General features: G+C 42.4%; 30 protein-coding genes and 1 pseudogene. 5 read left to right on the plus strand and 26 right to left on the minus strand.

The window, feature by feature from the left end; all coding sequences use genetic code 11:
• Positions 1–96: 96 nt before the first annotated feature.
• The 26 genes and pseudogenes from A3EO_RS0107225 to A3EO_RS0107350 form a co-directional block, all read right to left on the minus strand.
• Entirely contained in the window at positions 97–1,695 is a 1,599-nt protein-coding gene (locus A3EO_RS0107225) for a hypothetical protein (protein ID WP_018346598.1), read from the minus strand.
• Positions 1,696–2,277, minus strand: coding sequence for a baseplate complex protein (locus tag A3EO_RS0107230; protein WP_018346599.1), 582 nt, complete (start codon positions 2,275–2,277; stop codon positions 1,696–1,698). It abuts the gene before it with no gap.
• Entirely contained in the window at positions 2,274–3,026 is a 753-nt protein-coding gene (locus tag A3EO_RS0107235) for a hypothetical protein (protein ID WP_018346600.1), read from the minus strand. The genes A3EO_RS0107230 and A3EO_RS0107235 overlap by 4 nt, the downstream gene beginning before the upstream one ends.
• 41 nt (positions 3,027–3,067) lie before the next feature.
• Positions 3,068–3,904 (minus strand): DNA adenine methylase, encoded by an 837-nt coding sequence (locus A3EO_RS0107240; protein ID WP_018346601.1) that lies wholly within the window; start codon positions 3,902–3,904, stop codon positions 3,068–3,070.
• A gap of 55 nt (positions 3,905–3,959) precedes the next feature.
• Positions 3,960–4,244: a hypothetical protein gene (locus A3EO_RS0107245; RefSeq protein WP_018346602.1), complete on the minus strand. Its 285-nt coding sequence runs from the start codon at positions 4,242–4,244 to the stop codon at positions 3,960–3,962.
• Positions 4,207–5,016, minus strand: a complete 810-nt coding sequence (locus A3EO_RS13710) for a DUF4376 domain-containing protein (RefSeq protein ID WP_018346603.1) — start codon at positions 5,014–5,016, stop codon at positions 4,207–4,209. The genes A3EO_RS0107245 and A3EO_RS13710 overlap by 38 nt, the downstream gene beginning before the upstream one ends.
• 9 nt (positions 5,017–5,025) lie before the next feature.
• On the minus strand, positions 5,026–5,433 hold the full coding sequence (locus tag A3EO_RS13910; protein WP_169333126.1) for a phage tail protein: 408 nt from the start codon (positions 5,431–5,433) through the stop codon (positions 5,026–5,028).
• Between the two features lie 348 nt (positions 5,434–5,781).
• A pseudogene (locus A3EO_RS13915) lies at positions 5,782–6,741 on the minus strand (phage tail-collar fiber domain-containing protein); the annotation flags it as partial.
• Positions 6,742–6,758: 17 nt separating this feature from the next.
• Entirely contained in the window at positions 6,759–7,280 is a 522-nt protein-coding gene (locus A3EO_RS0107265) for a phage tail protein (protein ID WP_018346605.1), read from the minus strand.
• A 3-nt stretch (positions 7,281–7,283) separates the two neighbouring features.
• Positions 7,284–8,459 carry a baseplate J/gp47 family protein gene (locus A3EO_RS0107270; RefSeq protein ID WP_018346606.1) on the minus strand — a complete coding sequence of 392 codons (1,176 nt, stop codon included), beginning with the start codon at positions 8,457–8,459 and terminating at the stop codon, positions 7,284–7,286.
• On the minus strand, positions 8,452–8,784 hold the full coding sequence (locus tag A3EO_RS0107275) for a DUF2590 family protein (RefSeq protein WP_018346607.1): 333 nt from the start codon (positions 8,782–8,784) through the stop codon (positions 8,452–8,454). The genes A3EO_RS0107270 and A3EO_RS0107275 overlap by 8 nt, the downstream gene beginning before the upstream one ends.
• Complete coding sequence (locus A3EO_RS0107280) at positions 8,777–11,287, minus strand: phage tail tape measure protein (RefSeq protein WP_018346608.1); 2,511 nt, start codon at positions 11,285–11,287, stop codon at positions 8,777–8,779. The genes A3EO_RS0107275 and A3EO_RS0107280 overlap by 8 nt, the downstream gene beginning before the upstream one ends.
• A 54-nt stretch (positions 11,288–11,341) precedes the next feature.
• On the minus strand, positions 11,342–11,512 hold the full coding sequence (locus A3EO_RS13355) for a DUF6890 family protein (RefSeq protein WP_018346609.1): 171 nt from the start codon (positions 11,510–11,512) through the stop codon (positions 11,342–11,344).
• 8 nt (positions 11,513–11,520) lie between these two features.
• Entirely contained in the window at positions 11,521–11,823 is a 303-nt protein-coding gene (locus A3EO_RS0107290) for a putative phage tail assembly chaperone (protein ID WP_018346610.1), read from the minus strand.
• Positions 11,813–12,055, minus strand: coding sequence for an Rz1-like lysis system protein LysC (lysC, locus tag A3EO_RS0107295; RefSeq protein ID WP_233432269.1), 243 nt, complete (start codon positions 12,053–12,055; stop codon positions 11,813–11,815). The genes A3EO_RS0107290 and lysC overlap by 11 nt, the downstream gene beginning before the upstream one ends.
• A complete protein-coding gene (locus A3EO_RS0107300; protein ID WP_018346612.1) occupies positions 11,997–12,362 on the minus strand; it encodes a hypothetical protein in 366 nt (121 codons plus the stop codon). The genes lysC and A3EO_RS0107300 overlap by 59 nt, the downstream gene beginning before the upstream one ends.
• The gene (locus tag A3EO_RS0107305; protein ID WP_018346613.1) at positions 12,344–12,865 is read right to left on the minus strand and encodes a lysozyme; all 522 of its coding nucleotides are present in this window, start codon (positions 12,863–12,865) and stop codon (positions 12,344–12,346) included. The genes A3EO_RS0107300 and A3EO_RS0107305 overlap by 19 nt, the downstream gene beginning before the upstream one ends.
• Positions 12,859–13,077 (minus strand): HP1 family phage holin, encoded by a 219-nt coding sequence (locus A3EO_RS0107310; protein ID WP_018346614.1) that lies wholly within the window; start codon positions 13,075–13,077, stop codon positions 12,859–12,861. The genes A3EO_RS0107305 and A3EO_RS0107310 overlap by 7 nt, the downstream gene beginning before the upstream one ends.
• A gap of 90 nt (positions 13,078–13,167) precedes the next feature.
• The gene (locus tag A3EO_RS0107315; protein ID WP_018346615.1) at positions 13,168–13,623 is read right to left on the minus strand and encodes a phage protein; all 456 of its coding nucleotides are present in this window, start codon (positions 13,621–13,623) and stop codon (positions 13,168–13,170) included.
• A 3-nt stretch (positions 13,624–13,626) separates the two neighbouring features.
• The gene (locus A3EO_RS0107320; RefSeq protein ID WP_018346616.1) at positions 13,627–14,757 is read right to left on the minus strand and encodes a DUF2586 domain-containing protein; all 1,131 of its coding nucleotides are present in this window, start codon (positions 14,755–14,757) and stop codon (positions 13,627–13,629) included.
• Between the two features lie 22 nt (positions 14,758–14,779).
• Positions 14,780–15,433 carry a phage virion morphogenesis family gene (locus tag A3EO_RS0107325; protein ID WP_013747250.1) on the minus strand — a complete coding sequence of 218 codons (654 nt, stop codon included), beginning with the start codon at positions 15,431–15,433 and terminating at the stop codon, positions 14,780–14,782.
• Positions 15,426–15,899 (minus strand): phage tail protein, encoded by a 474-nt coding sequence (locus tag A3EO_RS0107330; RefSeq protein ID WP_018346617.1) that lies wholly within the window; start codon positions 15,897–15,899, stop codon positions 15,426–15,428. Before A3EO_RS0107330 ends, A3EO_RS0107325 begins: the two co-directional genes overlap by 8 nt.
• Positions 15,887–16,339 carry a head completion/stabilization protein gene (locus A3EO_RS0107335; RefSeq protein ID WP_018346618.1) on the minus strand — a complete coding sequence of 151 codons (453 nt, stop codon included), beginning with the start codon at positions 16,337–16,339 and terminating at the stop codon, positions 15,887–15,889. The genes A3EO_RS0107330 and A3EO_RS0107335 overlap by 13 nt, the downstream gene beginning before the upstream one ends.
• Positions 16,333–17,136 carry a phage terminase small subunit gene (gpM, locus tag A3EO_RS0107340; protein ID WP_018346619.1) on the minus strand — a complete coding sequence of 268 codons (804 nt, stop codon included), beginning with the start codon at positions 17,134–17,136 and terminating at the stop codon, positions 16,333–16,335. Before gpM ends, A3EO_RS0107335 begins: the two co-directional genes overlap by 7 nt.
• Positions 17,137–17,152: 16 nt before the next feature.
• Positions 17,153–18,166: a phage major capsid protein, P2 family gene (locus A3EO_RS0107345; RefSeq protein WP_018346620.1), complete on the minus strand. Its 1,014-nt coding sequence runs from the start codon at positions 18,164–18,166 to the stop codon at positions 17,153–17,155.
• Between the two features lie 33 nt (positions 18,167–18,199).
• Positions 18,200–19,051, minus strand: a complete 852-nt coding sequence (locus A3EO_RS0107350) for a GPO family capsid scaffolding protein (protein WP_018346621.1) — start codon at positions 19,049–19,051, stop codon at positions 18,200–18,202.
• A gap of 177 nt (positions 19,052–19,228) precedes the next feature.
• Here A3EO_RS0107350 and A3EO_RS0107360 point away from each other — a divergent pair, with 177 nt between their 5' ends.
• From A3EO_RS0107360 to nrdA, 5 genes are all read left to right on the plus strand, one after another.
• The gene (locus A3EO_RS0107360) at positions 19,229–21,022 is read left to right on the plus strand and encodes a terminase large subunit domain-containing protein (RefSeq protein WP_018346623.1); all 1,794 of its coding nucleotides are present in this window, start codon (positions 19,229–19,231) and stop codon (positions 21,020–21,022) included.
• 11 nt (positions 21,023–21,033) lie between these two features.
• Positions 21,034–22,053 carry a phage portal protein gene (locus A3EO_RS0107365; protein ID WP_018346624.1) on the plus strand — a complete coding sequence of 340 codons (1,020 nt, stop codon included), beginning with the start codon at positions 21,034–21,036 and terminating at the stop codon, positions 22,051–22,053.
• 321 nt (positions 22,054–22,374) lie between these two features.
• On the plus strand, positions 22,375–22,596 hold the full coding sequence (locus A3EO_RS0107370; RefSeq protein WP_013747241.1) for a hypothetical protein: 222 nt from the start codon (positions 22,375–22,377) through the stop codon (positions 22,594–22,596).
• A gap of 96 nt (positions 22,597–22,692) precedes the next feature.
• The gene (locus A3EO_RS0107375; RefSeq protein WP_013747240.1) at positions 22,693–22,956 is read left to right on the plus strand and encodes an ogr/Delta-like zinc finger family protein; all 264 of its coding nucleotides are present in this window, start codon (positions 22,693–22,695) and stop codon (positions 22,954–22,956) included.
• A 634-nt stretch (positions 22,957–23,590) separates the two neighbouring features.
• Complete coding sequence (gene nrdA / locus A3EO_RS0107385) at positions 23,591–25,861, plus strand: class 1a ribonucleoside-diphosphate reductase subunit alpha (RefSeq protein WP_013747239.1); 2,271 nt, start codon at positions 23,591–23,593, stop codon at positions 25,859–25,861.
• The last annotated feature ends 33 nt before the right edge of the window (positions 25,862–25,894 follow it).

Below are 25,894 nucleotides of genomic sequence, written 5' to 3' on the forward strand. Positions count from 1 at the left end.
CCGTACGTTTTGACGTGGAAAATTTTACGCAACAAAAAAGGGCTTACGCCCTTTTACATATGTTATTGTTTTTATTTATTATTTCTTGTTGGCCAACTATTCAATTATTGGTGTTAACTTCGCTTTCTCTGCTGCTGCTCTGCTTGACTGGCTTGCAAATGCTGACGACTGCGCCGGTGCAGAACCGCCGTGCGTGTGGCTGGCTGCGGTTGCGGCAACATCGGCGATAATCTGCAACGCTTCCTCTAAGATTCGATAAATATTCTGCCCCTCTGAACCAGCGTAAGACTTCGGTGCAACGTGGCGTATTTTTTCATCAGATATCATTTGCGCAAGCCCTTTAATTTTTTGATCTAGCGTACCACCTACGCCAACCATTTTATTGCTTGCCGTTACTTCTGTAATATTCCCTACAACTGATGTAGTAAAGTTTCCACCTACATCAACCGTTTTATCTGCGTCAATCTCGCTTGTGCTTGTACCAATCTGCTTTGTTTCGGTATCTGTCTTAATGACACGATTAAGCGATTTATCTGTTATTGTTTGATCGGTTTCACGTGTTTTATTACCAGCTGCGTCTGTACGTTCGTACACCTCCGGTCGTTGCTGTTTGAGCTGTTCGCCAATCGCTACCGCTGGAACAGTTTTATCTTGCGCCAACATTGTGCGCACAAACGGCTTATCCTGCCGTCCATAAGCAAATCCCAGTTCGACAATCGTCCCCACTTCCGGAAATGCAAAATCACCGCCCTGCGATCCCGTGCTCGTTACTGGTAACGGTACTGCAGAATAAACTCCAACTTTTTCATCATTGCCATTTTCATCTAGCAGTTGCACTTCTACCGCATACTTAGGGCGAAATGGATCAGATATATCACCGCCTGCACTTGCGTCCGCAACACCAACAATTCTTGCCAGCCGTGGCAAGTGATAACCACCTGCCAATTCTGGGAACTCCTTTTCTATCATATTGCGCCCTGGTGATTTCCGCTCTGGTTTTCCGTTGCTGTCGCTTTCTCGCCAATACAGAACCAACTCATCGCCGACTAATTCCGTTTTGCTGATCACTTGATTATTAATAATCGCACCCGGTCGGATTGCTGCATAAATTGGCAAAGTGATGGTATTGCTGCCACTTGCCAACATATCAGCACTATCAACGGTAACGGCTCTGCTTGCCCAACGGCTGTCGTTATGACTGCCAACATAAACCGAACCGTCCGGCGACTGCTGCCAAATGTATTTAGGAATATGAAACAAATCACCCAATTTATTAATTAACTGATAGCCCGACCCCGAATGAGTAAAATTCGGAATTGGCGTGGTCGCGTAAGATTGCGCCGGCGTTTTAACGGCTATCCCGGTCTGCTGTGTCACAAAAGCGCAAACATCGTTCAGCGTGGCGTGCCGAATAGAACAATTTAACGCACGCTCTAACTTAGCGGCGTTTTCCTTAATCAACAATTTTTTATAGCCCGGCTGCTCGTCCTGCTCTTGCTCGACAAAACCCTGCAAATATTGATAAAAATAATCATAAGTGCCGACCTTAATCGTAACCGGCTTGCCGACAAAATCACCCTCATCTGCGGCAATCACCACATAGCCACGCCCAGTGTTATTTAGTTCCAACACCACCATTAAATCGCTGATATGATACTCTTGCCCTGCTATCTGGCATTCTTTGATAATTTTCACCTATACCCCCAACTTTTCCAGCTGTCTATCAAGATCAGTTCTCAACGCATCATCACCGCTTTTATCTTTTCCGCTGCCATTTTGGCTCGCTTGTGCTTGCGTGGCGTTCTCTTCGGCTTGCACCTTCGTTGCCGGTTTCTTTTTACGTTTTTCTTTTTTCTCGCTGACGCTGTTGACCTCACGCAATTTAAAAGATACCTGCCACGCTAACAAATTAGGTTGCTCCACGGCGGAAATTTCCTCACTGAACTGCACTTCACGCATATTCACCGCTTCCGCACTGATAGCTGCAACCCGATATTTCACTTGTTCGCCTTTTTTATCGACGGCTTCGGCTAGATTAAACAGATCAGTAAGGTGCTGTTTGTCCCGATAAGCAATATTCCCCACCACATCAATTTCTTTTGCCTTTACGCCTTTATCTGTTTTTTTGGTGCTGGATTTCTGTCCGCTCATATCCTTTTCTTCACGGCGCATACTGACGGTAATAATGATATTTGACATATAGATCGGCTTGCCGTTTAGCGACAACTGCACCGACGGTCTGCGTCGTTGATTTAATAACCCCACCGAAAAACTCATATGATCATCCCTCTAATATTTGATAAATCCGCGCCTACATAAACAATCAACGCGGTAAAAATATATTCTGACGACGGCGCACCGCTATTTAATCTTAATGCGATTTGCTCCAAATCGCCTGTTTCGCAAAACGCATAAACCTGCGCTTTCGTTGATAACAATTTATCTAGCTTTTGTTTATTCTCCGCTTCTCGCTGCTGCTTTTTTTGTAATAAATTTTTTATCAACGTTGACGGATCGCCACGCACTGCCATTGCAACCGCATTAGCGTTGCGCATTATGCCGTTTAGCGTTTGAGCTGATTGTGGCGTAATGTCAGCACCCGGCGAAAAAGCCGGATAACCTACGGTTGGCGTTTTAACCATTTTTGTTGTTGCCAGATCTTTTTGTGATTTTGCATAATCGCAAGACTGTCTAAACACCGGATCAGGCAACAACACCGCTGCCTGCTCCAACTGCGCAATAAATGCATCAATATTTTGTGTTGTGATCATAATACCGACCACATCCACGCTGCCTGCCGGTCGGTTAGTGTCCGACTTGTCGACAAACTTATCAGCAATCGCCTTGATGGCGTTTTGCGGTGACAAATAGCGACCGTCTTTGGTTTTACTGCCGTGCGTCCAGTTATGCACGCCCAATTTTGTGCCGGCTACCGATAAATTTACCTGTTTCGCCTTGCCATTTTGTATCTGTTTTAATTTTTCCTTCACGTCTTGATTAAGTTGCAAGGTTGCCAATCGCCACATAATTCTCTCCTAAAAAATAAGCGGAAATAATCCGCTTATTATTAAAACTTATAAATCATATTATCTTGATAATTCACATTGCAATTTACCGTTACATTAATTTTTTGTTCAACCACATCAACAAAATGCTGATAATTTCGCTCCTTGTACTTTATTAAAAAATCAATATAACGATTGAATTCACTTCTTACAGAAGAAAACATAATAAATGGCGGTCTGATTAATCGCATTAATTCCAGAAAATCAATCAAATCAAAAAAGGTTTCTTTTTTATAGGCTGTCTGTTCAGTGCAGATATACGGTGGATCAAGTAAAAATAACACCTTTTCTTTGTGTCGGTGCTGATTGATTAAATCTTTAAAATCCATTCTTACGATATTTAACCCATCTAAATAATCGTCCGCAACTGGATAATCTCGCTTTGTCAAATTATTCCACAATGACTTTTCAAATAATGCCTCAAGGCTTTTAACATCGTTGCCACTAAATAACAACCAGCTGGTCAACGCCTTAATATCTTTATAACCATCAAAACGGCGAATAATATCAATAATTTCTTTTTTCTTTTCGTTTGATAATCTCGCTCCCGGCTTAACATCAATTAAACAGTGTGCAAGTTGTTGCCGTAATTGATTGGTCTGTTTAATATTTGCCAATCTTTCTGCATAATTATCATAATCGTTAAAAATAACCGTGCTTTTTGGGCAAATATCTTTTGCGTTTCTGGCTAATAAACCCGAACCACCAAACACATCAACAATTGTCCAACCTTCGCCTTCATTATCAATATTTTCTATTAATGCCTTTTCAACCAGTTTTAAAAAATTCCGTTTTTGTCCAGTAAATGGTAACGGCGCTTTTGTGTATCGTTTACGCACTGAACCTCTCCTTTTATTGTTATTATTATTTTTAGCAATGCGATTAAATTAAAAATTAAATCACCTCAAAATCCTCTGGATACTGTCGCCGTTTCAGCTCGCTTTCGTATGCCGTTTGGCAATGTGTCGGATCACGAAACAAGCCATTGACAAAGCGAAACCAAAAACGCCACCGCTTTTTCGGCTTATCCGCAAGCACCGCACGGCGGTAGCAACGGCTGGAAAAGGTTTCATCCGCCCCACCGCCGGTTAAAGCGTTGCAAAGCTGGTCAATCGCAATCAACACGTGATAGCACCAACGCTTACTCTTCTGTTTTAGCTGCTTTAGTTTGTTGTTCATTCTGATATTCCTCAAAGGTTTGCGACCAGCCAATTGACCAGTCATACTCAAGCGGTTTTTCGGCTTGTTCTAACAAAATTTTGTGCATATAGGCATTTTCAAACATACTTTCTTTCAGCTTCGCCGCCGCATTCCACACCGCTTTAAATTTGTCAAAATCCAACGGTTGCGCCGTGTTGTCTGCGCAAATCAGGGTAAAAATGCGTGGTTCGCCGTTAGCCTCTTGCGTACCGTTTAAATCAAAATCGGCTTTGATTTCGACCAGTGTCGCACGCCCTTTTTCGTCTGTATCGACCCATTTGCCGATTTCTGGCACATAAACACCGCCGTTTACGCACGCATCGCGTTTGGTGCTGATTTGCGTGCGGATTTGGTTTCGTTGTTGGGCAAGCAATTCGGCTTGCTTATCCTCATCAATCACCCATTTTTCGCCGCCCCATTTGCAGGGGGTATCCAACGGCTTAAGTGCGGTGAGATTTTGTGGGATTTCCCCTAGCTCGTTGATGATGATTGCCTCGCCCGTTGTGGTGTTATAATAGGTTTGCCTGCGATAATCAGGCACATATTCCCACTGCAAACCATCTTGGCTACGCACAATGGCAAAATGTGCTTTGGGTGCAGGTGGCGCATCTAAATACGCCCCAGCTGACAAGCCTGTCCCCTCTGCTACAAACTCTTGTGCGCTGTGACTGTAAATCCCTTGATTATCTGCGACATAAACTGTTACCTCACCCGATACAAGGGCAAAACCATCATTAAATTGGATTGTCATTATTACCTCTTAAGCTGCTAAACAAATGTATTGATATGCAATATTGCGGGGGCGATTTTCGCTCGCTGTTGGCACAACACGAGATACATCAAAATATGCTGTAGACCTACCTGCACCATCTCCAGCAGCACGCCCACCAGAAGAATAAGACGAAGAAAAAGCACCGCTTGCTCCAATACTACCCTCTGATGTTATGTTATTTATTGACCCCGTAATATTACGGATTGCATCTCCTTGATTGCTTAGTAACGAGCGCCCACTATCCACCCCACGCCCATTATCCCAACCCCGGATAAACTCACCACGCAAATCAGGCAATCGCCCACTTGGATAGCGTTGTGCAAGGATTGAGTAACAGGATTTGTCAAAAGCTTGTCCTTGCATTGCCAAAAAGCCTGCAGGTACAGCGGATTGCATCCAAGGCAAAGGCACGCCAACCAACCAAGGAATAGGCAAGCTTTCTGATAGCTTTTTGCCTGTAAGACCTTCGGTGATGTCTTTTGCAACACTAAGTCCAGATTTATTGATGGACGCCAACCAACCATCAACAGCATTACCGCCAAGGTGAAGCGAACCATTGTTGTTAAATCCAATTGCACATTGACTATTACCAATAAGGGCGTCTAAATTTGAATCTATTTCCAGTAAAACGCTCCAGTACCAATCATTAATTTTATATTTCTTTGAGCCTTGCTTTAAATAGAGTGTGCCGGTCACCGTATCGCCTGTTTTGGCGACGCGGTTGTTGGCATTGTTGTCGGCGTTGTTTGCCGTACTTTGTGCCTCAACCGCCTTGTCATAGGCGGTTTTTGCTGCAGCACTGGTCGCTACTGTCTTTTCGCTGGTTGATGACACCGAACTTGATTTTTTACTCTCCGCAATATACGGCGGAGCGTTATCTGTTAAGCGCCTATCTGTAATTGCGCCGTTACTCGCAATATCTGCGATAATTTGCACATAGTGCTGGTAGCCATCCGATCCAACATAATCATTTTTACTTTGCGTTAAATATTTAATTTCGGTCTGATATGCACCGGTAACTGTGGCGTGATGGCAAATATCAACATAAACCGAGGCTGGTAACGTTGGCACGGTAACTTCTGCCGTCCGTTTAATTTCTGCCCTCACACCCTCAATATAAGCGTACCCACTATCTAGCGTGTAGACATTGCCGCTTTTACGTTTCAGCAAAAAGGCATTATCAAAAAAGACGGCTCGACCGTATAAGTCCCGATTTGTTAGACGGATTTTTTCATCAATGCCGCTTAATCGCATTGTAAAATCAATTTGCCACGTTTCAGCGCTAACCGATACATTCGCTAATTCTTGCGCACGTGGAAATTCAAGCAATACGCTGCGTGTAATGCTGTTGCCCTGTTTCTGCTCTCTGTTTTTGACTTTTGAGGTTAAGCCGGAAAAAATACCGCAAGCTAATAAATTTTGTGATTTATTAACTAAGCCAACCCAGTTAAAGTCAAAATCACCGATTTCTGTGCCAACGGTGACAGAATAAACAATCGCATTTTCATTCAGCGCACCGATTTGCGACACTGCTTGTCTATGTACTATTTGATTTGCTTGCGGTATTGTCAAATAACTATCTAAATTGTCATCATTCAACCCCGAGATATTGGCAAAAATAAACTCGTCAAAAACCACTGGAGTATGATTGACAACTGAATCTCTAATATAAGTTTCAAATGCTTGTGTTAGCTTGCTCGCCATAACTCACCTTATTATTGTTATTTTGGTATATAGCACACATAATCGTGATCAAAACTTCTTGCCGATAAATGCAGCGGTAATTTTGTAATCACTTCATAAGTATATCTGCGGCACGTTCTGCCGTATTTTCTAATAATTAAATTGAGTAACTCTCTGTTATGTGCCATTTGCGAGTCACTTAAAATAATTTTAATGACATCCCAATTTTCTGCGTCGAAACGCTCTTCAATCTCCACATAACCGATACCTAGCCGTTCAAATATACGGATAAATCCTGCTTTACTTCCTGCATCTTGCGCATTAATAAACGCATATTTCACACGCTTGCGAAACAGTGCTAACGGCTCATTCTCGAAACGCTCAACATCTCTCGCATAAGCAATTAAGTTAAGCATTGTTTCACTGCAATTCTCTTCATCAAGCAACTTTAGCGGTAAATCAATCATTTTTTTAATTGATAAATTCCACCATTTGCCAAAAAGATCGGCGATTTGCCTAACGGCAGCACCATCCATCCAAAACGGTAATTTAATATTCATTAATTACCCCCCCCCCCGCTCTTCTTTTACGGTCAGCGATTGGATCCTAGGTACACTAATATCACTTTCAATGTCTTGCTGCTCCCAAATTAGCGAACCAATTTCCGGGCAAAGTTGATGGATCTCTTCACCCAGCAATGACCAGCTAAACCGGCGATAAGGATAGGTTTTGGTTACCTCAAAATTATTATTTTCACGAAATGCACAACGGATAATATCTTCAACGCGTTTTAATGTTTCCGCCTTTTGCGCATTAGATAAATTAAAGTTGTTATAAAAATAAACCCGACAAACAATGTTATGTTTGGTTTCCGGCATTGCATAGCACACTAAATCGTCGCCGTGCCCGTGCCAACCGTCATCTCTAATATGCTTGTTAACCTTATCAATAAACGGTTGACTTGCTACACCGGTATCTAGCAACAAATACATATTTGCTGTACCCGGGCCACGTGGCGCATCGTGTTTAAAATAGATGCGGTCAACCGATATACCGGCAATTTCTGCCGCCATTGCTCTATAAACGCTGTCAATATGATGCTTGCCACTGGCAACAAATTGATTGCGACAACGCATTCTTAATTCATCATCGGTTTCCTTGTCTGCACCCGGCGTGATTAACCAATCTTCGCCATTTTCGACGTTAACCACGCCGTTAATTTGTTCCGCTAAAATGCGATAATAACCGGCTGCCAAGTTGTAGCTTGTGCCGGCTTGCTCCGCAATGACCGGCACTTTTCCGGATAAATGCCCTTTTGGAATAACGGTATCTTCGGTGACAACCAGCTTAAAAACGACATCATTAATGCGTTCGGTCTGCACCACGGTGCCGGCTTTAATCGTAATTGGTGTTAAATCGCTTTGTTTAGTAAATGTGATCACGCCTTGCGCTTTTGTCGCCTGTTTAAAATCAAGTCCCACACTCCACGCCATCATTCTCAACCAAGCGCCCTGTGCAGTACGCAAAAATAAATTAGGCAAAATGTTATTAATCAGTTCATCAGTAAGCCATTTCACCGGCTGAACGGCGATAGCAGTCACCAAACGCCAAAATGGCGACATTCTGCTGGTATTGGTAATTAAATTTTCTTCTGCAGTAATGCGTTCAAACTGTTGTCTAATTTCCGTTTCCTGCGTCGGCAATCCCGATTCTCTTAAAATCTGCTCAAAGTTATTCATCAAGACTTACCCCTAATTCAATCGAGCCAAAATCGTATGTTTCTGCGGTAATAAACAAGCGATTTAAACTTTCTTCAGTAATAAATATCGTACCCGGTACTAATCGCTCATCTTCTTCAATTAAAAATGTCATTTGTAAGATAATATCTCGCCGTAAAATGCGGCTACGCTCTGCAATCAAGGCGGTAACCAATCCACTTTCTCTCAATGCGTGTTTAATATCCTGCGCAATTGAAATGCGGTTATTGCACAAAATCGGCACGTTACCGCTGTCCAGCGTTAAATCGTCATTAGTGATTAAAAGGTCGAAATATTTATCAGCCATATCCTGCCCCTAAAGCCTGCTTATCTTGCTGTTGTTGCATTTCACGTCGCCACCTGTCCGGATTATCTGATTTTATCTCCATCTTCTGGATCACCATTGAGTGGCTCACGTTTTTATTTTGCGTCATCGCGGTTGAAATCAAACCTTGCGTAGTTGTGTTAATCTGCGGTCTGGCATTAGGCTTAACGCTCTCATCAAGCTGTAAATTGCTGTTTTTGGTCGCTGTTACATTTGATGAGGTAATGTTGTTTTTGGTCTCCAGAACCGACGACTCTACTTTGATTTCCGGAATTTTAATGCCAATATAATCGCCTACTTTATTGACTTGTCGAATAATCCAATTAAGTGAGTCAAAAAACATCTTTTTAACGCCTTTCCAAACATCACCAAAAATATTAGTAATGCCCTGCGCCAATGCACCAAAAATTTGCATAGCGTCGCCAGCCTCCCAGCCGGCAACCACACCGTCCCACATTGCCAACAAGTCATCCGCTACATTGCCAAATATCTCAACAACGTTTAAAAATTGCGTTGCCAATAACTCGACAAACCCGGCAACAATTTCCAACCCTGTACCAAGTACATTGCCAATCACCATCCCAATTTGCACAAATCGCCCAGCTTCTGCACTGCTTGCACGCATTCCGCCGGTGATACGGCTAAAAATTGCGGCAATCTTGCCAATAGCCGTTTTAAAGATAGCAAACGCATTGGATAATGGTTGCAATCTGTCGCTAATGCTACCGAAACCGATTTTGATACCATCCCAAACGGCAGCCAGTTGTGATTTGAATTTATACGCCAACACGGCAACACCACCGATAAGCAGTGCCACCATTGATAACGGGCTAAACAGTGCCATCACTGCCACACGCAAATAGGTAAACGGATTAAGCAAACGAAACGCCACACTAAATAAGCCGGAAAATAAACCTTTCGCCATATTTAACGGTTTAGCGAGTAAATTAATGCCTGACCCAACACCGGTAAACATTGATTTAAGCGATATTCCATTGCCTAAAATGGATTTAAACAGATCCGGCAACAATGCCAAACGCCAACGCAAACCGTTAAAACCGGATACTGCGCTGCCCCACATTGAGGTAAAAGCATTTTTTAGTAAATCCGCCCATTTTTGCGTGGTTTTGATTGGCTGCACTGGTGCAGCAAAGGCGTTAATCAGCGTTTTACCCAAACCAACACCGCTTGCACCAACGCCGGAAATTGCACCACGCAAACCGGTAATTGGCAACAATGCCCCTTTCGCACCTACACCCATCAACTTAAACGCCCCGACCAATAGCATTAATGACGCTCCGGCACCTGCCAGTGCTGTGATACCGATACCAATAAAGCCGATCAGTCTTGCGATATACTTGTTAGCATTCAGCCAGTCGACCGCATATTTGCCCATATCAGCAATTTTATCGGCAAGCGGTTCAATCTTTTTCAGCACCTGCCCACCGATACTGTCTTTAATGTTAACCATAACGGCACTAAGTCGTTGCCACGGATCAGTCATCGCTTGCGCCATTTTCTGCAAATCTGCCGTGCCACTAACATTGCGTAAATCTTTAATATTGCCGGTAAGGTTTCGGACTTGTGGCAATAACAATTTAATCAAGGCGACCGCTTCATCGCTGCCGAACGCCTTTTTTAACTCTCCAGCTTCCGCAACATCTAGCACATCGCCATACTTACCCTTAATTTTGTTAAGGATACTGACCATATCCAACATTCTTCCGTTGCTGTCGGTAAAGGTTAATCCCAACGCCTTTTGTGCTCCGCCCACACCGGCTAAAAAAGCCTTATATTTTGTACCTGCTTCGCTACCACTCATTGTTGCCTGCAATGCACCAAGCACTGCAAATTGTTCCGCTGCTTCAATGCCTGCTGATTTTGCTGCTGCGCCAACGGCGGTAAAAGCACCGCTCATACCGTCGCCCGTTGTCTTAAACATTTTCACTGCCAACGCGGTTTGTCCGGCAATTTTCTCTACCCAGTCGGATTTGCCAATTTTTGCCGCTTCGTCCGCAAAAATGCCGTACATCGTGCCCATATAGTTGGTGATGGTTGCCGCTGTGGATTTCGTACCTTTCGCCAATAAATTAGATGCGGCGGTGAATGCAGATAACTCATCGCCGTTTAAGCCGGCGATTGCGGATTGAATATCGTAAGCCGAGCGCACAAATTCTGCTGCTGCGCCACCAAAAGAAGAGGTGAAAGAAAGGGCTTTGTTTTTCAGTTGCTCCAACGATTGCTCTGCCACGCCAAGCGATTTCACTTCACCTAACGCGCGTGAGGTTTCAAGCGCCGGTTGCAAACCACTGGCAATCGAATAACCGGCAGCAACAATACCGGCAGCGCCTGCAGCAATATTCCCCATTGCCGCCTTGCCTCTGCCTGCAAGCGCATCAATCTGCCCCATAATGCCTTTAATTGGTGCAGTCATCTGATCATTAAGTTTTAAAATATACTCAAGACCGGCTATTCCCAACGCCATAACATTACCCTTAACGACATCTCGACGAAACGCATTTCGTCGAGATAAACACGACTAAAAACATTTACTAATACCGACTGCCACGGCATCGGATAAATTCTCAAAAAATTGCTTGTTCAGCCATACTGCCCGAGCGAGATTGATTTCTGAATTATCGGCTTGCGGCAAATAGTGCATTCTTAACGCTATCGCCTGTGAATAGCCGTTTTTCTCAATCGACCTCACTCGTTCAGTTAGTTTTTTACCGCGATTTCAATTTCCGGCACAAAAATAGCGTTGAGCTTTTCGACAAGCTGCACCGCTAGCCCCGGCACATTAATAATTGTCAATAAATCCGCTTTACTTTCACTATCAACAATTTGCAATAAATAATCTTTTACCGGTGTAATTTTGTTTTCTTTTGTGATTTCGTTAAATAAGGCATCAATCGCCGCATTATCACGATTAAATACCAACTCAACACCGCCAATATTAACGGTTACGCGCTCTTTGCCGGTAAGCTCTTCCAGTAACTGCTGTGCTGTTTTAGTTTTCATTGTTGTCTCCTTTATTATGTATATTTATACAGTGTTTTAATTGTTGATATGCCGTTACACAAATATCGGTTTGAGCCAGTGATTTATGTAACGCCATTACTAAATCTTTATTTGTTGTGATATTTACCGCAATTTGCTGACAAGCTACCGTTGTCGGGCAAAGTAGCGGTTGTTTAATTAATTTTATTTCGGTTGTTGAGCAAGCGACTAACATCGCCAGGCACACGCTCATCACTCCAATTTTTATTACTTTCCAACGCTTCATTGATCGCCTTTTCTTGCTGTTGTGCTGCTTGTTGCATTTCACTGACTTTATCTATCAATAATTGCTGTTGCTGCTGATAAATTTCCGCTTGTCGCTGCAACATTAAAATTTGTTGTTGATGTTCTTGCTTTATTTTCGCAATCTCTGCCGTTTTCTGTTTTTCAATCGCAGCGATTTGCTTTTGCTTGTCTACCACACCCCAAATAGACACCACTGCGTAAAGCAACACAACCACAAACACTGCGGCGTGATTTTTTAATAGCCTGATAAACATAATTTACGTTCCCGATCACGTCGCTGCATTAAACCGTTCGACTTTTTGCCGCCGACATAAACCCACCTTAAAAACTGATCACACATTTTTGGCGTGTAACCACTGTTTGCCATCTCGTACAAGGTTGATTTGCGCATCGCACTGCAACCGACATTAAAGGTGATGGAAACCAACGCATCAAACGCCCCTTGTGGCATTTTTTTGCCGTTTGCGTAACGATTGACACACGTTTCCGCCTGTTTAATATCCTGCTTCCATCTGTTGGCAATCTCCTGCAAGCTGTATTGTCGCTGTTCAATCGCTTGACCGCTTAACTCACTGCTGCCAATACCAACCGTCAACACATTAGCGGAACAGTAATAAGGTTGTGTTCTGCACCCCTCTGCATTGCCGATTAATTCCAATCCGGCTGCACTTGTTCTTAACTCATCACCACTATTTAGCAACAAAATAGCAATCACTGCCGCCACTGAACAGACACTGCCTGCCGCTTTTTTTAACATTTAACCGACTCCGCTTTGCTTTCCGCTTCCGCAAGTCGCACATTCAATTCAAGGCGACGCAATTCGTACTCTTTTTGTTTATAATGCCAAGTGATCAACAAGGTGCAAAAACCAAACAAAATCCCAAACACCGCTGCCCATTCGTGTAAGCTCAAACCGCTCACAAGTGCCACTGCTGACCCCAAATAAGAAACCCCATCAAATTTATTCATACATCCCCCCCAAACCAAAATTAGGCGAACAAGACCCTCTTCTGCTTATAATTATTCTTCTGTTAATGCCGGTCTGTCGCCTAAAGCTGTTTACCCGATTAAATCTCGAGTGTCGTATTCGGATAAATACGGAATACCGTTAATACGCACAAAGTCCGGGCTAGTGACAAAAAATTTCACTTTTGTGGTATGTTTTTGCCCACCTTTAAAATCCACATTTAAAATATCGGTCGGCAACAACTTACACTCAAACGCCTCCACTTTTAAACGTTCACCGCCGCGACTGGCAAAAAAGACCAAATCCACCGTTGGAATATCTCGATACGATCCTGCCACTGCTGCCGCTGCTGATAACTTGCCAAAATTTTTCGCATCCAGCTCAATTTCGCCTTCACCTTTAACGTCGCCATCAACAAAGCCATCGGGAATGCCGCGCGTTTGTGCTACGTCTGAACTGTCGCTAATATTTAAACTGACTGATTCGGCGTGAACTGGAATACCAAGCACGAAAAAATCAACGTTCATTCCTGAAATTCTTGCACCCATCTATTAATCCCCCAATGTTTCTAAATCTAAGAAAATATTGACCACAATCTCTTTCGGGCAATCATACGGTCGGATTTTCATATAAATCTCAACTTTCACCTTGCTCTTCCAAACGATAGTGATAGCATCATCTTTCGGTGGCATACATTCGCCCGGGAATTGTTTGCCTGCTACTTCTGCGCCTTTGCTCATATCGCGGAGCGGTTTTGCAAAATAATTTTTATGATATTCTGTGCTTGCGGCGGTTGAGTTAAACGACCGATCCGCAATTTTCGCGATTGCCAACAAGCGCACTTTTCGTGCTGCTTTATCCGCAATACGCACATATTCGATTACTTGATAATCTCCGCCTTCCACGTCTAATGTGCGACCATCTGACCAGTAGTAGCCGTCATAATCCGGATACCACATAAAAGTAGAGTAACGTGCCTGCTCCAACGCTTTTAAATGTGCAATACTAATTTCCGCACCGTCTTTATCTTTTGGTTTATCGTTGCCAATATTGACTAATGCCCCTGTTTGTACACGCGCTGGGCTGTCGGCAATGGTTACCGCTGAATTAGCGAGTCGTCCAGCCAACGCACCAACATCATTACCCATTAAATTCGGCACTAACATCACGTGATCAGCAACCACTGTTTTTTGCAACTCTGTCAAACGGGACACATATTGATCCCACGTTTCGCCGTTGCTGGAGTCAGTGCTGCAACCATCCAACGCTTGAATAAAAAACGTTCTGCGACTGTAAGTCATCAACAATTCACGCGACAGCGTTTGTAATGCGTTAATTGCTGCTTTATCAATGCCGGTTGTGTAAGTATTAACAACATACTCAAAACTAGACACCGTCTGTGCATTTCGCACAATTTGCGCAAAGTCATAGCTTGACTCATCTGCAATATAGACGTGCGCAAACCAATCCGTGTTGGCATTCACCATCGCTGTGTAAACCTGTTTTTTTAGTGCAGTATCACTTGCACCAAAAATTTCATTAAAATCACTGTCCGGCGTTACTGCCAACAACTTACCTTTATTTTTTGAGCCAACGCCAACAAACAATGCGTGCCGCTCAATCTCTTTTGTTTCGCCGCTTAATAAATTAAGCGTGTTAATCGTTGCTGATGGAAATGTCATATTTTGCCCCTTTTTTGTTGTTCTAAATTTTCAGCACTTTTTCAACCACTTCCGTTAGAATTTCCGCATTGTGTTGCGTATCGGTATTTAATGCCGGTCGTGCCGGCGTGCCTTTCTTATCGCCTTCATTTTTATTCTTTAAAATTCTTGCAATTAAACCGGCTTGACCTTTGGTTAGTCTCGCCTGAATGCTTTTTATTGACGGGGATACTTCCTTCCCCTTTTTGTTCTTTATTTTGTAACCTAAACTTTTCAATTTTCTGGCTTGTGCTGTCGAACAAGGATCGCTCTGACTAGCTAACTGCCTTCTTAATTTCTCTAACGTCCGAGCATTAACACTAACCGTCATCTCTTGTCCATAATGCTGCACAACTGAAATTAATTGATTTTTCTTACCTCTATAGCCCAGCTTTGCCTCATTGCCATCATTCTTGATAATATTGAGCAATGTTCCTCGCCTACGGTACATCTTTTTGTTGCTGCCGCTGCGACGTTCCGCCCATTTTTTACCGTCCGGCGTTTCTTGCTTTTTGATATGCTCTTTAGCTTCATCCTTTATTTGCTTTAACGCCATTTTTAATAGCTTTGTTTTTTTCTCTTTCGGCAAGCTCAATAATTTAACTGTTCGCTTTAGGCTTTTTATTGACTCTGCGGTTAATCCCACCTTTTCAGTCATCAATCACCTCAACCTCTTCAGCGATATAAATCTCAATTGGATTAATGCGATAACTTATGCCATCAATCATCAAGGTATCTTTTGCCGGTTTTGTCGCTGTTGCCGTAATCGGCTCTTGAAACTCCACGATAAACGTCAAATCAGCGGTATCATCATCATAAATATCCACATCAAAATCGGTATCGGCAAAATCCAGCTGATAACGCAACTCATCATTCTCATTCAGCCAAAGCTGAATGTGCGCCATTATTTCGGCGACATTGATTTGATTAAATGGCAATTCATTAAATAAGAACGTGGCTTTATAGCGGATATGCGCAATCTCTACGCCCTCATCAGTCACGTTTTTCCCCTGATCAATCAGCGTGCCGCTTTCTATCCACGCTAATAAATTTTTACGGTATCTTATCGGCAACTGTTGCTGTAAAAAGCCGAGTAATCGTTGATATAACATTAAATTAGCCATACACCGCTCCGCTTTTTGCCTTTGATTGCTCTGACCGCCATTGCCGCTTCTGTTAACAAGGTTTTGCGCTCCTGCACTAAATCCCGATTTTCGTGCACCTCTCTTGCTGATAGCGTCATAAACTCTGGTAACAAATCCGCTTTTGCACGTGCAAATACGGCTTTTTTGTACTGTATTTGTAAAAAGTTATCGCCATCAAATCTCACGCCGCCAACGTTTTCGACATAGGCATAACCGTCTGATTGATATTTTTCTACAACGTCTGCAAGCTCAATTTCCATTTCTTGCATTGCTTGCACCAACGCCGCACGCACCATTTCTAAAGGTATTTGAATCGGTATCGCACGTTGCCGTTGAAACTCTGCAATATTGATATTCCCCCAAAATCCAGTGCTTTCGATTATTTCGTCTTGATATTCGGTTACATTGCCGTTTAGCATTGCTCACCTCGATTAAGGTGCGCCGCACGCAACTTTGCAATAGCGTCATAAAATGTAATTTGCGACACTAAAGCCGTTGGATTGGCGCCTGGTGAGAGTTTTTTAATTCGCATTTCAATCCGATCAATCAACGAATTTACGCCGCATTTCTGATGGATACGTCTTGCACACATTAAAAAATAAAGGGCAACCACCAATACGTCTAAATCATCAATTGAGGCGGCGTGAACTTTGCCGTTTTCCGTCCTGATTAAAATAGATGCCGCCAACTTGTACCATTTAGCGGTCACGATTTCGTGCAACCGCCACGTCTGCGCCACTTTTTCAAAAGTTTGGCTAAAATATGGCTCCACGCTCTGCGAAGTTGCTGCCAAGTTATCCGCCCAACTAAACACTTGATCAGCAACAAACGTCGGCAAGTTGCTTTTAAATCTATCCGGCATTGCCTGATTTTCGGCAATGGCTCGTTCGGCAAGTTGTAAAGCGTGAGCAATATTGCCAACATCAAACAGATAGACAATACAATAGACAAGTACGTCATTTTGATACTGCTCTCCTTTTTGCAAATATTCATCAACAAACGGCAACCACTTCGGCAAGAAATGGTTGCGCTTGTACTCCGCTCGCTCTGCCAGGCTTGAGATTTCGCGGATACGTGCAATATCATTATTTAAAGCAATCTCCAACACCTGCGTGGTTGCATTGCTGTTTTTAACTGCCTGATGCACCTTATCCGGCGATTGCTGCTCCAACGCCTTTAACGCCAGAACTCGCTTTTGATAGTCACGAAACCCCATTAGCCACCTCAATCAGTTAGTCATCTTCGCCCGGTAATTTGACGTTCCCGAATTCGATTGCGGTAAATAAGCCGGCATCTTCAACCACATAGCCTTCGTTGCGGTAATAGCTGTCAATAACACCTTTTCTGTCCTCGTCATTGCGGTACGAACGGCGCACACTGCTATCCTGCACATAAATAGACAAGTTGGATAATGTTGTCACTACTGCACCACGTGCCGGGAAATTCGGTGGCACAATGCCGCGCATACCACCAAACGATCCGAGCAAGTTTTGCGAACCCAACACCGCTTTTTCGGTTGGCGTTAAGCCGTGCGCTTTATTGATCAATTCCGCTTCTTTACCGACTAAATCTGCTCCGACTAAAAAGACTAAATCATTGCGGTCACGGTGACGCAAATCAATGCCGCTTTTTAGCTCTGCCGCTAAATGATCAAGATTTTCAAAGTCTGCACCTTCGCCGAAAATTTTAATTTTCCCGACGGTTGCACCGTCTTTCATTACGTTCTGCGGCTTCTCTTCGCGCGCAAGCTGCATCCAGCCTTTATTGACATCCGACATATCTTCCGCTGAGGTATTTTCTGCAACAGATTTACCGTACCAACCCACTTTTAACTGGTCGAGCGCGATTTGCGTCTGCACAAATTCGGCATATAACGCCGCCAAACGGTCGCCAAAACGAGCAAAATTATCAAACATTGCCCACGGCACAATGATTCCGCTATCAGTTTCCGCTAGCTGATATTTGCCTTGTGTATGATCTAAACGTGCCAAATAGCGTCCGTCTTTTTTGCGTCCGGTAATTGATTTTTCTGTTGCACCACGCAATTTGTAACCTGACAAATCGGTCACATAATCAAGATTGATGGATTTTAAAAATTCAGATCGCTGCTGAATATTCTCGCCAAGCTCCGCTGCTTTCGGCACTTCGAGCGCGAACGACTCACCTCGAATTAATGCATCTACATCAGTGCCATAATAATTTGCAACGTTACGTAAAAATGAATAAAACTCCGCCTTACGTCTCATTTTGTCCCCTTTTTCTTATTTCTTCTCAACCGATTAAACGGCAAAATTCAACGCCGTTTTTGTCGGCTCACCCTGTGGAACTTCTGTCACTGCGTGTTGCGTTGCCTTGTTAAACGCTTCTGTCAATTGCTCCACTTTTGCCGTCAATTCTGCCACTTGTTGCTCTGTGGCAAATTTTGCTGGCTCTTCTTTTTCTGTTTTCGTTGCAAAATTTGCCGGCTCTGGTTTTTCTTGCTCTACTTCTGGTTTTGACTTAATAGCGGAAAAACCTGCCGCAATCGCTGCGGTGATTGTTTGTTCCAGTTGTGCAAATTGCTGTTCGTTCATTGACTCTTCCTCTTTGTTGTTATTATTTTCGGAATTGGAATTAAAAAAACGTGTAAAAAAGCGTTTTAATGCTGATAACTCTTGCTGCTCTTCTTTAGCAAATAAGCTCGCTTCAAGTTTTTCCGGCTGCCCTACAATCACATCATCTTTGATACGCTTAGAAAAATGGAGCTGCGTTGTGCCTATACTTGCCGGACTGTCTGTGACGGCTAAACCTGTCAAATAGGCGGCGTTGGTATCGGCAAAATTTGGTGTAATTTCAATGCTGGTAAATAAACCGACACCCTCTCTGTTTAGCTCAAGCAAGCGAGCATTCGGGGCTAGCCGGGCATATAATTTTGTTTTTCCGCCTTCGTCTGTTGCTTTCAGCTCTTTGACTTGCCCAAAATTTGACAAAAAGCGGTAATGCTCCAACCAAATATTGGCGGTATAGACTGACGGATCATAATTTTCTGCCATTGCGTGCAAGTCTGCCGCTGAAATCTCCCGACCGTCTGCGGTTTTACCGCTGGTTGCCACACAAACAAAATCGGTTACAAGCTCCAATTTATCTGCCATTTTTTACACTCTCTCCACGCTTAAAAATAAATCTGCCGCTATCTTGTGATTTTTTTGCACAAATTGCATCCGCCAAAATTCGGAAATCGTCGGAAATGCGAGGATAACCGACCATTTCCGACGATTTCCGAAAATTGCTACACGATTTTTTAGCCAAGAGTGCGCAAAATTACGCCTATGAAAGAGACAAAATTAAGAATCAGAAAATCAACACGTTATAGCGACGAGATTATCTACGCCGCTAAACACCTCTATTTGAAAAAATTCACACCGCAAGAAATTGCACAAGAATTAAAGCTAAACAGTGCGCGCCCCATCTACTACTGGGCGGAAAAATACAACTGGCGCAACCTGCTGAATGAACACGGCGTTGAGGAATTGATCTCGCTGCGCATTTTGACGCTGGTCGACCGCGAAAACAAAAGCGAACAAGAAATTAAAGAGTTGGAATCGCTTATCGACAAAGACCTGCAGTATAAAAAACAACGTGCTACACAAGCGGCGAAAAGCACTGCAGCAATGACATATAACGACCAGCACAACGAACAGCCGGATCAAAGCCAAAGCAAAAAATCAAAACGGCGCAAGAAAAACGACATTTCGCACGTCACGCCGGAAATGATGCAACCGTTTTTAAATACGTTATTCAAATATCAATTGACTTGTCGAGATAATAAACACCGAAAAGTGCGCAATATTTTAAAATCACGACAAGTCGGTATGACCTACTATTTTGCCTTTGAGGCGTTGGAAGACGCCATTTTAACCGGTGATAACCAAATCTTTTTATCCGCCTCAAAGCGGCAAGCGGAAATTTTCTTAACCTACATCCGCAAAATGGCTCTACAGTTTTTTGATGTTGAGCTAAAAGGGAATCCGATTGTGTTAAGCAATGGCGCAGAATTGCATTTTTTGTCGACCAACAAAAGCACGGCACAAGGTTATCACGGGCATATCTACGGTGATGAATATGCGTGGCTGCGCAATTTTACCGAGTTTTATACCGTTGCCTCCGCAATGGCAACGCACAAAAAATGGCGCGAGACCTACTTCAGCACGCCAAGCTCAACGCGACATAGTGCCTACCAATTCTGGAACGGTGATGATTGGCGCGGCAAAGACGCAAAACGCAAAAATATACCGTTTCCGACAATAAAAGAGATGCGTGACGGCGGTCGTGAATGCCCTGATGGTCAATGGCGGTACGTTATCACCATTGATGACGCATTAGCCGGCGGTGCCGGCGAGCTGTTCGACCTTGAGGCATTAAAGCGCAAATATAACAAAGCTGCCTTTGATCAGTTATTTATGTGTAAATGGATTGATGACGCCGACTCCATTTTCAATATTTCGCAATTGCTCAAATGTGCAACCGACATCAGCAAATGGCAAGACTTTCGACCGGATAGCGACCGCCCTCTTGATAATCGTGAAGTGTGGTGCGGCTATGACCCAGCAAAAAGCTACGACGGTGCAAGTTTTGTGGTAATTGCGCCACCGGTGCTGCCCGGCGAAAAATATCGCATCCTAGAACGCCACCAATGGCACGGCTTAAGCTATAGCTATCAAGCGGAACAGATTAAACAAATCTACCAACGCTACAACGTGAGCTATATCGGCATTGACACCAGCGGCGTTGGCGTGGGCGTGTATGAAATGATCACCTTGTTTGCACGGCGTGAAACCGTGCCGATTATTTATAGTGTAGAAAGCAAAGCGGCACTCGTCTTAAAAGTACACCATTTAATCGAAAAAAATATGTTGGAATGGTCAAACCAAGAGTCCGATATTCCGGCAGCGTTCTTGATGATTAAACAAACTACTACAAAATCGGGCGATAGGGCCACCTTTGTTGCGGAACGCACCAGCCAAAACCAACACGCCGATGTATTTTGGGCAATCGCTAACGCTATCAACCGCAAGGAATTAAACAATAAACCACGCCGGCGCTCTGCGTGGGCAATGAATTAGAGGAAAAAACTATGACTAAATATTATTTAAAACAAAAGCAAAATAAGGCAGTAACACAAAAAATGCCGCAAACTTTTAGCAAGTTTGAACCATCTGGAATCGAGCATTTAGGCTTAATTGTTGATAACACGCTAGATTGTTATTTACCGCCGTATAACCGTGCCATTTTAGCTAAATTGCCGTATTACAACGCTCAACATTGCGGCATTTTACAAAGCCGGGCAAATATTGTCAGCTCTGGCTATAACGGTGATTTTGTCGATATGAAAACACTTTGCTTAAACCTTATTCAGTTTGGCGATGTTGCATTGCTAAAAATTCGTAATGTTTTTGGTGAGGTTATACGCCTGCACGTGTTATCATCCCTTTATCTGCGCGTTAAGAAAGATGGCAATTATCTCTATTTGTTTAAAAAAGCGCTGTATAACGATAAAACTCATTATTACGAGTACAAACCTGACGATATTATTTTTATTAAACTTTATGACCCATTACAACAAACCTATGGCGCGCCTGATTATGTCGGCGGTATTGAATCCGCTCTACTAAATAGTGATGCAACTATCTTCCGCCGTCGTTACTATTCTAACGGCGCACATATGGGCTTCATCCTCTACACCACCGACCCTGACCTCGACCAAGATGCAGAAGATATGATCAGAAAAAAAATTGAGCAATCAAAAGGCGTTGGCAATTTTAAGAGTATGTTTATCAATATTCCCGATGGCAACCCTGACGGCGTTAAATTAATTTCGGTCGGCGACACCGGCAAAAAAGACGAATTTAATGCCGTGAAAAATATCTCTGCTCAAGATGTTTTAACTGCGCACCGCTTTCCGCCCGGTTTATCCGGCATTATCCCGAGCAACACCGGCGGATTAGGTGACCCATTAAAAATTTTAGCGGCATACCGCGAAACAGAAGCCTATCCGCTACAAGATTTTATCGCAGCGCAAATCAACAAAGACCCAGAAATCAGCAATAAAAACAAAATCTTATTTAAAAGAGATAAGCAAATAAAGGCAAAATAATTTATTAAGTTCTCAACAAAAAACCGCTAAAAAGCGGTTTTTTATTAAAAATTTCTTGTATTTTATTATTATATTGAATATAATAAACACATCTAGCAAGGGCTAGAAACGAGAAAGCCCCGACTCGTTCAGTTCGGGGCATTGAATAGGAATTAGGATTATGCGTCACATTGCTTTAATAATCCTGTTCATTTTACTAATGGCGATTAGCGCAAACGCCTATTAGCAATGAACCAAATCCTAGCGGTTGCTGGCACGACCGCTAGGTAATTCCTAAACACTATAAACAACATAAACACAAAAAGCAAGAGGTAAAAAGAAATGGCAAATAGCAACACCGAACACAGCAAAAAACTACGCGCGAAAACTGCTGCCGCTTACAATAAAAAAGCACTTGAAGAAGGTAAGGTTAAGGCAATTTCACTGAGACTTGATGCCGATCTTGCTACTGAATTCGATGCTGTTTTGTCCGAATTAGCAAGCACCCGACCGCAAGGCATTAAAAAACTTTGTGAAATTTATCGCAACTTAAAAAAAGATTAAGCACCTCAACACTATCTAGAAGTCTATTTCAAAAATAGACTTCTATACGTCTAGACTGCTATAATAGCAAAACAACATTTTACGCTATTGTCTACTATGCCAAAATCATTAACAGTCTTTTGCAAAGTTTGCCATCACAAATCCGCCATTACCAAAACACAAAAAGAACACCCGGAACTTAGCCGCATTTATTGCCAATGTTTAAACCCACAATGTGGCCACCGTTTTGTCCTCAACCTGCAATTTTCCCACTCCACCAAAACATCACAACTTATTGCTAATGATTTAACTTTAACCTTAATTCAACAACTGTCTGATGACGAAAAACGCAAAATTAAACAATTATTAAGCAATCAATAAAAAATTGAACATAAAACCATCAATTACACCGATTTACACCATCAATTATAAATGTTTGATTTAATTAGATTTTAAAGATAACCCGGTCGCACCATCTTACCTTTCGCAACCTTTCATATCTAATCAAAAAACCTTTATAAATCCAGTAATAACAGGGCTTTTCGGCTGTTTTACCCCTCGCAACCTTTCGTATTAAATCGGTTCTAACCAAAGATTTTAGTAACTATCATAGTAACTATGTAAAAGCCAAATTTAATGATTTATCCATTAAATCAGCGGTAGTTTCCGGCGTATCAGGTGCGTGCAGTGTATTTTCTTCTGATATGTTTTCTTTGGTTTCAGTCGGTTTATCAAATCGATTTAAAGCAATAGGATTATTGTTAAGATCGGCAATATCTCATTGATTTTAATAGAAATTAAATAGATTATTGTACTTATTTTGTGCAATGTTTTCTTTTTGTGCGAATGGATTCAAAAGCAAATTGAGAAATTCTTTATTTTTAAATAAGTTAGTTTTTGTCAATTGCAGATCTCTCATTTCCACAAATTTTTCTGCTTGAGTTTTTCTCGAAACACATTATATTGACGAAAATTTTTTTAAAAATACAACATATTGTGTTAGGGATCTTTATTAATGAATACATCACTTCGAGTAACTAAACGTGATGGGCGTTTAGAGCCTATCAATTTGGATAAAATCCATCGTGTAATTACTTGGGCAGCAGAAGGTTTAAATAATGTTTCTGTTTCGCAAGTAGAATTGCGTTCACATATTCAGTTTTATGAAGGCATTAAAACTTCCGATATTCACGAAACAATCATTAAATCTGCTGCAGATTTAATTAGTAAAGATACTCCAGACTATCAGTACCTTGCTGCTCGCTTGGCGATTTTCCATCTGCGTAAAAAAGCTTTCGGTCATTTTGAGCCACCTCGCCTTTATGAACAAGTAAAGCGTTTAGTTCGTATGGGAAAATACGACGCTTCTCTTTTAGTAGATTATTCCCGTGAAGAGTGGGATGAAATGGACACTTATCTCGACCATTGGCGCGATATGACTTTCTCTTATGCTGCTGTTAAACAGCTTGAAGGGAAATATCTCGTCCAAAATCGTGTAACCGGTGAAATCTATGAATCTGCACAATTTTTATATATTTTGGTTGCAGCTTCCTTATTCGCACAATATCCAAAAGAAACTCGTTTAAATTATATTCGCCGTTTTTACGATGCGACATCCACTTTTAAAATTTCATTACCAACACCAATTATGGCGGGTGTTCGTACCCCAACTCGTCAATTCAGCTCCTGCGTATTAATCGAATGTGATGATAGTCTAGATTCAATTAATGCAACTTCTGCCGCTATTGTGAAATATGTTTCACAACGTGCCGGTATCGGTGTAAATGCCGGTGCTATTCGAGCATTAGGTAGCCCAATTCGTAATGGTGAAGCGTTCCACACTGGTTGTATTCCATTTTATAAACACTTCCAAACAGCGGTGAAATCCTGCTCGCAAGGCGGCGTTCGTGGTGGCGCAGCAACCGTTTATTACCCGATTTGGCACTTGGAAGTTGAAAGTTTATTAGTGTTAAAAAATAACCGTGGTGTTGAAGATAACCGTGTGCGCCATATGGATTACGGTGTGCAGTTAAATAAACTGATGTATCAACGTTTAATTAAAGGCGCAGATATTACACTCTTCAGCCCATCTGATGTGCCGGGGCTTTATGCAGCGTTCTTCGCCGATCAGGAAAAATTTGAACAGCTTTATTTAAAATATGAACAGGATCCGGATATTCGTAAACGTTCGGTTAAAGCTATCGAACTGTTCTCGTTATTAATGCAGGAGCGTGCATCAACCGGTCGTATTTATATCCAAAACGTGGATCATTGTAATACTCACTCGCCGTTCGATCCGTCAGTGGCACCGGTGCGTCAATCCAATCTCTGCCTTGAAATTGCGTTACCGACCAAGCCGTTGCAACATATTCACGATGAAAACGGTGAAATTGCGCTTTGTACCCTTTCTGCATTCAATCTTGGTGCATTAAACAATTTGGATGAATTGGAAGATTTAGCTGATTTGGCAGTTCGTGCATTGGATGCTTTATTGGATTATCAAAACTATCCGGTGAAAGCAGCTGAAATTGGGGCAATGGGTCGTCGTGCGTTAGGTATCGGTGTTATTAATTATGCCTATTATTTAGCCAAAAACGGTGTGCGTTATTCGGACGGTTCTGCCAATGATTTAACTCACCGCACTTTTGAAGCGATTCAATATTACTTATTGAAGGCATCAAACCAATTAGCAAAAGAGTTCGGACCTTGTAAATTCTTTGATGAAACAACTTATGCCAAAGGTATTTTGCCGATCGATACCTACAAAAAAGATGTCGATAGTTTAACCAAAGAACCACTGCATTATGACTGGGAAAGTTTACGCAAAGAGATTCAGGAATTTGGCTTGCGTAACTCAACCTTAACCGCATTAATGCCGTCAGAAACCTCTTCACAAATCTCTAATGCAACCAATGGTATTGAACCGCCACGTGGCTTTGTCAGCATTAAAGCATCGAAAGACGGTATTTTGCGTCAAGTCGTGCCGGATTATGAAAATTTAAGTGAAAATTATGAATTGCTTTGGGATATTCCGAATAACGATGGTTACTTGCATTTAGTTGCGATTATGCAAAAATTTATCGACCAATCCATTTCGGCTAATACCAATTATGATCCGCAACGCTTTGAAGACGGCAAAGTGCCTATGAAAGTGTTGTTAAAAGATTTATTGACAGCGTATAAATATGGTGTAAAAACGCTTTATTATCAAAATACACGTGACGGTGCCGAAGACAGTCAAGAAGATCTTGATGATGGTTGCGCCGGCGGTGCTTGTAAGATTTAATTCTAATAAAAAGGTCAGTGCTTCTGACCTTTT

Origin of the sequence: Gallibacterium anatis DSM 16844 = F 149, assembly GCF_000379785.1 — a bacterium.
Lineage (GTDB): Bacteria > Pseudomonadota > Gammaproteobacteria > Enterobacterales > Pasteurellaceae > Gallibacterium > Gallibacterium anatis.

Coding starts and splice junctions, on each gene's coding strand:
- A3EO_RS0107230 (WP_018346599.1), bottom strand. CDS start 2,277: ATGAGTTTTTCGGTGGGGTTATTAAATCAACGACGCAGACCGTCGGTG.
- A3EO_RS0107235 (WP_018346600.1), bottom strand. CDS start 3,026: ATGTGGCGATTGGCAACCTTGCAACTTAATCAAGACGTGAAGGAAAAA.
- A3EO_RS0107245 (WP_018346602.1), bottom strand. CDS start 4,244: ATGAACAACAAACTAAAGCAGCTAAAACAGAAGAGTAAGCGTTGGTGC.
- A3EO_RS13710 (WP_018346603.1), bottom strand. CDS start 5,016: ATGACAATCCAATTTAATGATGGTTTTGCCCTTGTATCGGGTGAGGTA.
- A3EO_RS13910 (WP_169333126.1), bottom strand. CDS start 5,433: ATGCAATCCGCTGTACCTGCAGGCTTTTTGGCAATGCAAGGACAAGCT.
- A3EO_RS0107265 (WP_018346605.1), bottom strand. CDS start 7,280: ATGAATATTAAATTACCGTTTTGGATGGATGGTGCTGCCGTTAGGCAA.
- A3EO_RS0107270 (WP_018346606.1), bottom strand. CDS start 8,459: ATGAATAACTTTGAGCAGATTTTAAGAGAATCGGGATTGCCGACGCAG.
- A3EO_RS0107275 (WP_018346607.1), bottom strand. CDS start 8,784: ATGGCTGATAAATATTTCGACCTTTTAATCACTAATGACGATTTAACG.
- A3EO_RS0107280 (WP_018346608.1), bottom strand. CDS start 11,287: ATGGCGTTGGGAATAGCCGGTCTTGAGTATATTTTAAAACTTAATGAT.
- A3EO_RS0107290 (WP_018346610.1), bottom strand. CDS start 11,823: ATGAAAACTAAAACAGCACAGCAGTTACTGGAAGAGCTTACCGGCAAA.
- lysC (WP_233432269.1), bottom strand. CDS start 12,055: ATGAGCGTGTGCCTGGCGATGTTAGTCGCTTGCTCAACAACCGAAATA.
- A3EO_RS0107300 (WP_018346612.1), bottom strand. CDS start 12,362: ATGTTTATCAGGCTATTAAAAAATCACGCCGCAGTGTTTGTGGTTGTG.
- A3EO_RS0107305 (WP_018346613.1), bottom strand. CDS start 12,865: ATGTTAAAAAAAGCGGCAGGCAGTGTCTGTTCAGTGGCGGCAGTGATT.
- A3EO_RS0107310 (WP_018346614.1), bottom strand. CDS start 13,077: ATGAATAAATTTGATGGGGTTTCTTATTTGGGGTCAGCAGTGGCACTT.
- A3EO_RS0107315 (WP_018346615.1), bottom strand. CDS start 13,623: ATGGGTGCAAGAATTTCAGGAATGAACGTTGATTTTTTCGTGCTTGGT.
- A3EO_RS0107320 (WP_018346616.1), bottom strand. CDS start 14,757: ATGACATTTCCATCAGCAACGATTAACACGCTTAATTTATTAAGCGGC.
- A3EO_RS0107325 (WP_013747250.1), bottom strand. CDS start 15,433: ATGACTGAAAAGGTGGGATTAACCGCAGAGTCAATAAAAAGCCTAAAG.
- A3EO_RS0107330 (WP_018346617.1), bottom strand. CDS start 15,899: ATGGCTAATTTAATGTTATATCAACGATTACTCGGCTTTTTACAGCAA.
- A3EO_RS0107335 (WP_018346618.1), bottom strand. CDS start 16,339: ATGCTAAACGGCAATGTAACCGAATATCAAGACGAAATAATCGAAAGC.
- gpM (WP_018346619.1), bottom strand. CDS start 17,136: ATGGGGTTTCGTGACTATCAAAAGCGAGTTCTGGCGTTAAAGGCGTTG.
- A3EO_RS0107345 (WP_018346620.1), bottom strand. CDS start 18,166: ATGAGACGTAAGGCGGAGTTTTATTCATTTTTACGTAACGTTGCAAAT.
- A3EO_RS0107350 (WP_018346621.1), bottom strand. CDS start 19,051: ATGGCAGATAAATTGGAGCTTGTAACCGATTTTGTTTGTGTGGCAACC.
- A3EO_RS0107360 (WP_018346623.1), top strand. CDS start 19,229: ATGAAAGAGACAAAATTAAGAATCAGAAAATCAACACGTTATAGCGAC.
- A3EO_RS0107365 (WP_018346624.1), top strand. CDS start 21,034: ATGACTAAATATTATTTAAAACAAAAGCAAAATAAGGCAGTAACACAA.
- A3EO_RS0107370 (WP_013747241.1), top strand. CDS start 22,375: ATGGCAAATAGCAACACCGAACACAGCAAAAAACTACGCGCGAAAACT.
- A3EO_RS0107375 (WP_013747240.1), top strand. CDS start 22,693: ATGCCAAAATCATTAACAGTCTTTTGCAAAGTTTGCCATCACAAATCC.
- nrdA (WP_013747239.1), top strand. CDS start 23,591: ATGAATACATCACTTCGAGTAACTAAACGTGATGGGCGTTTAGAGCCT.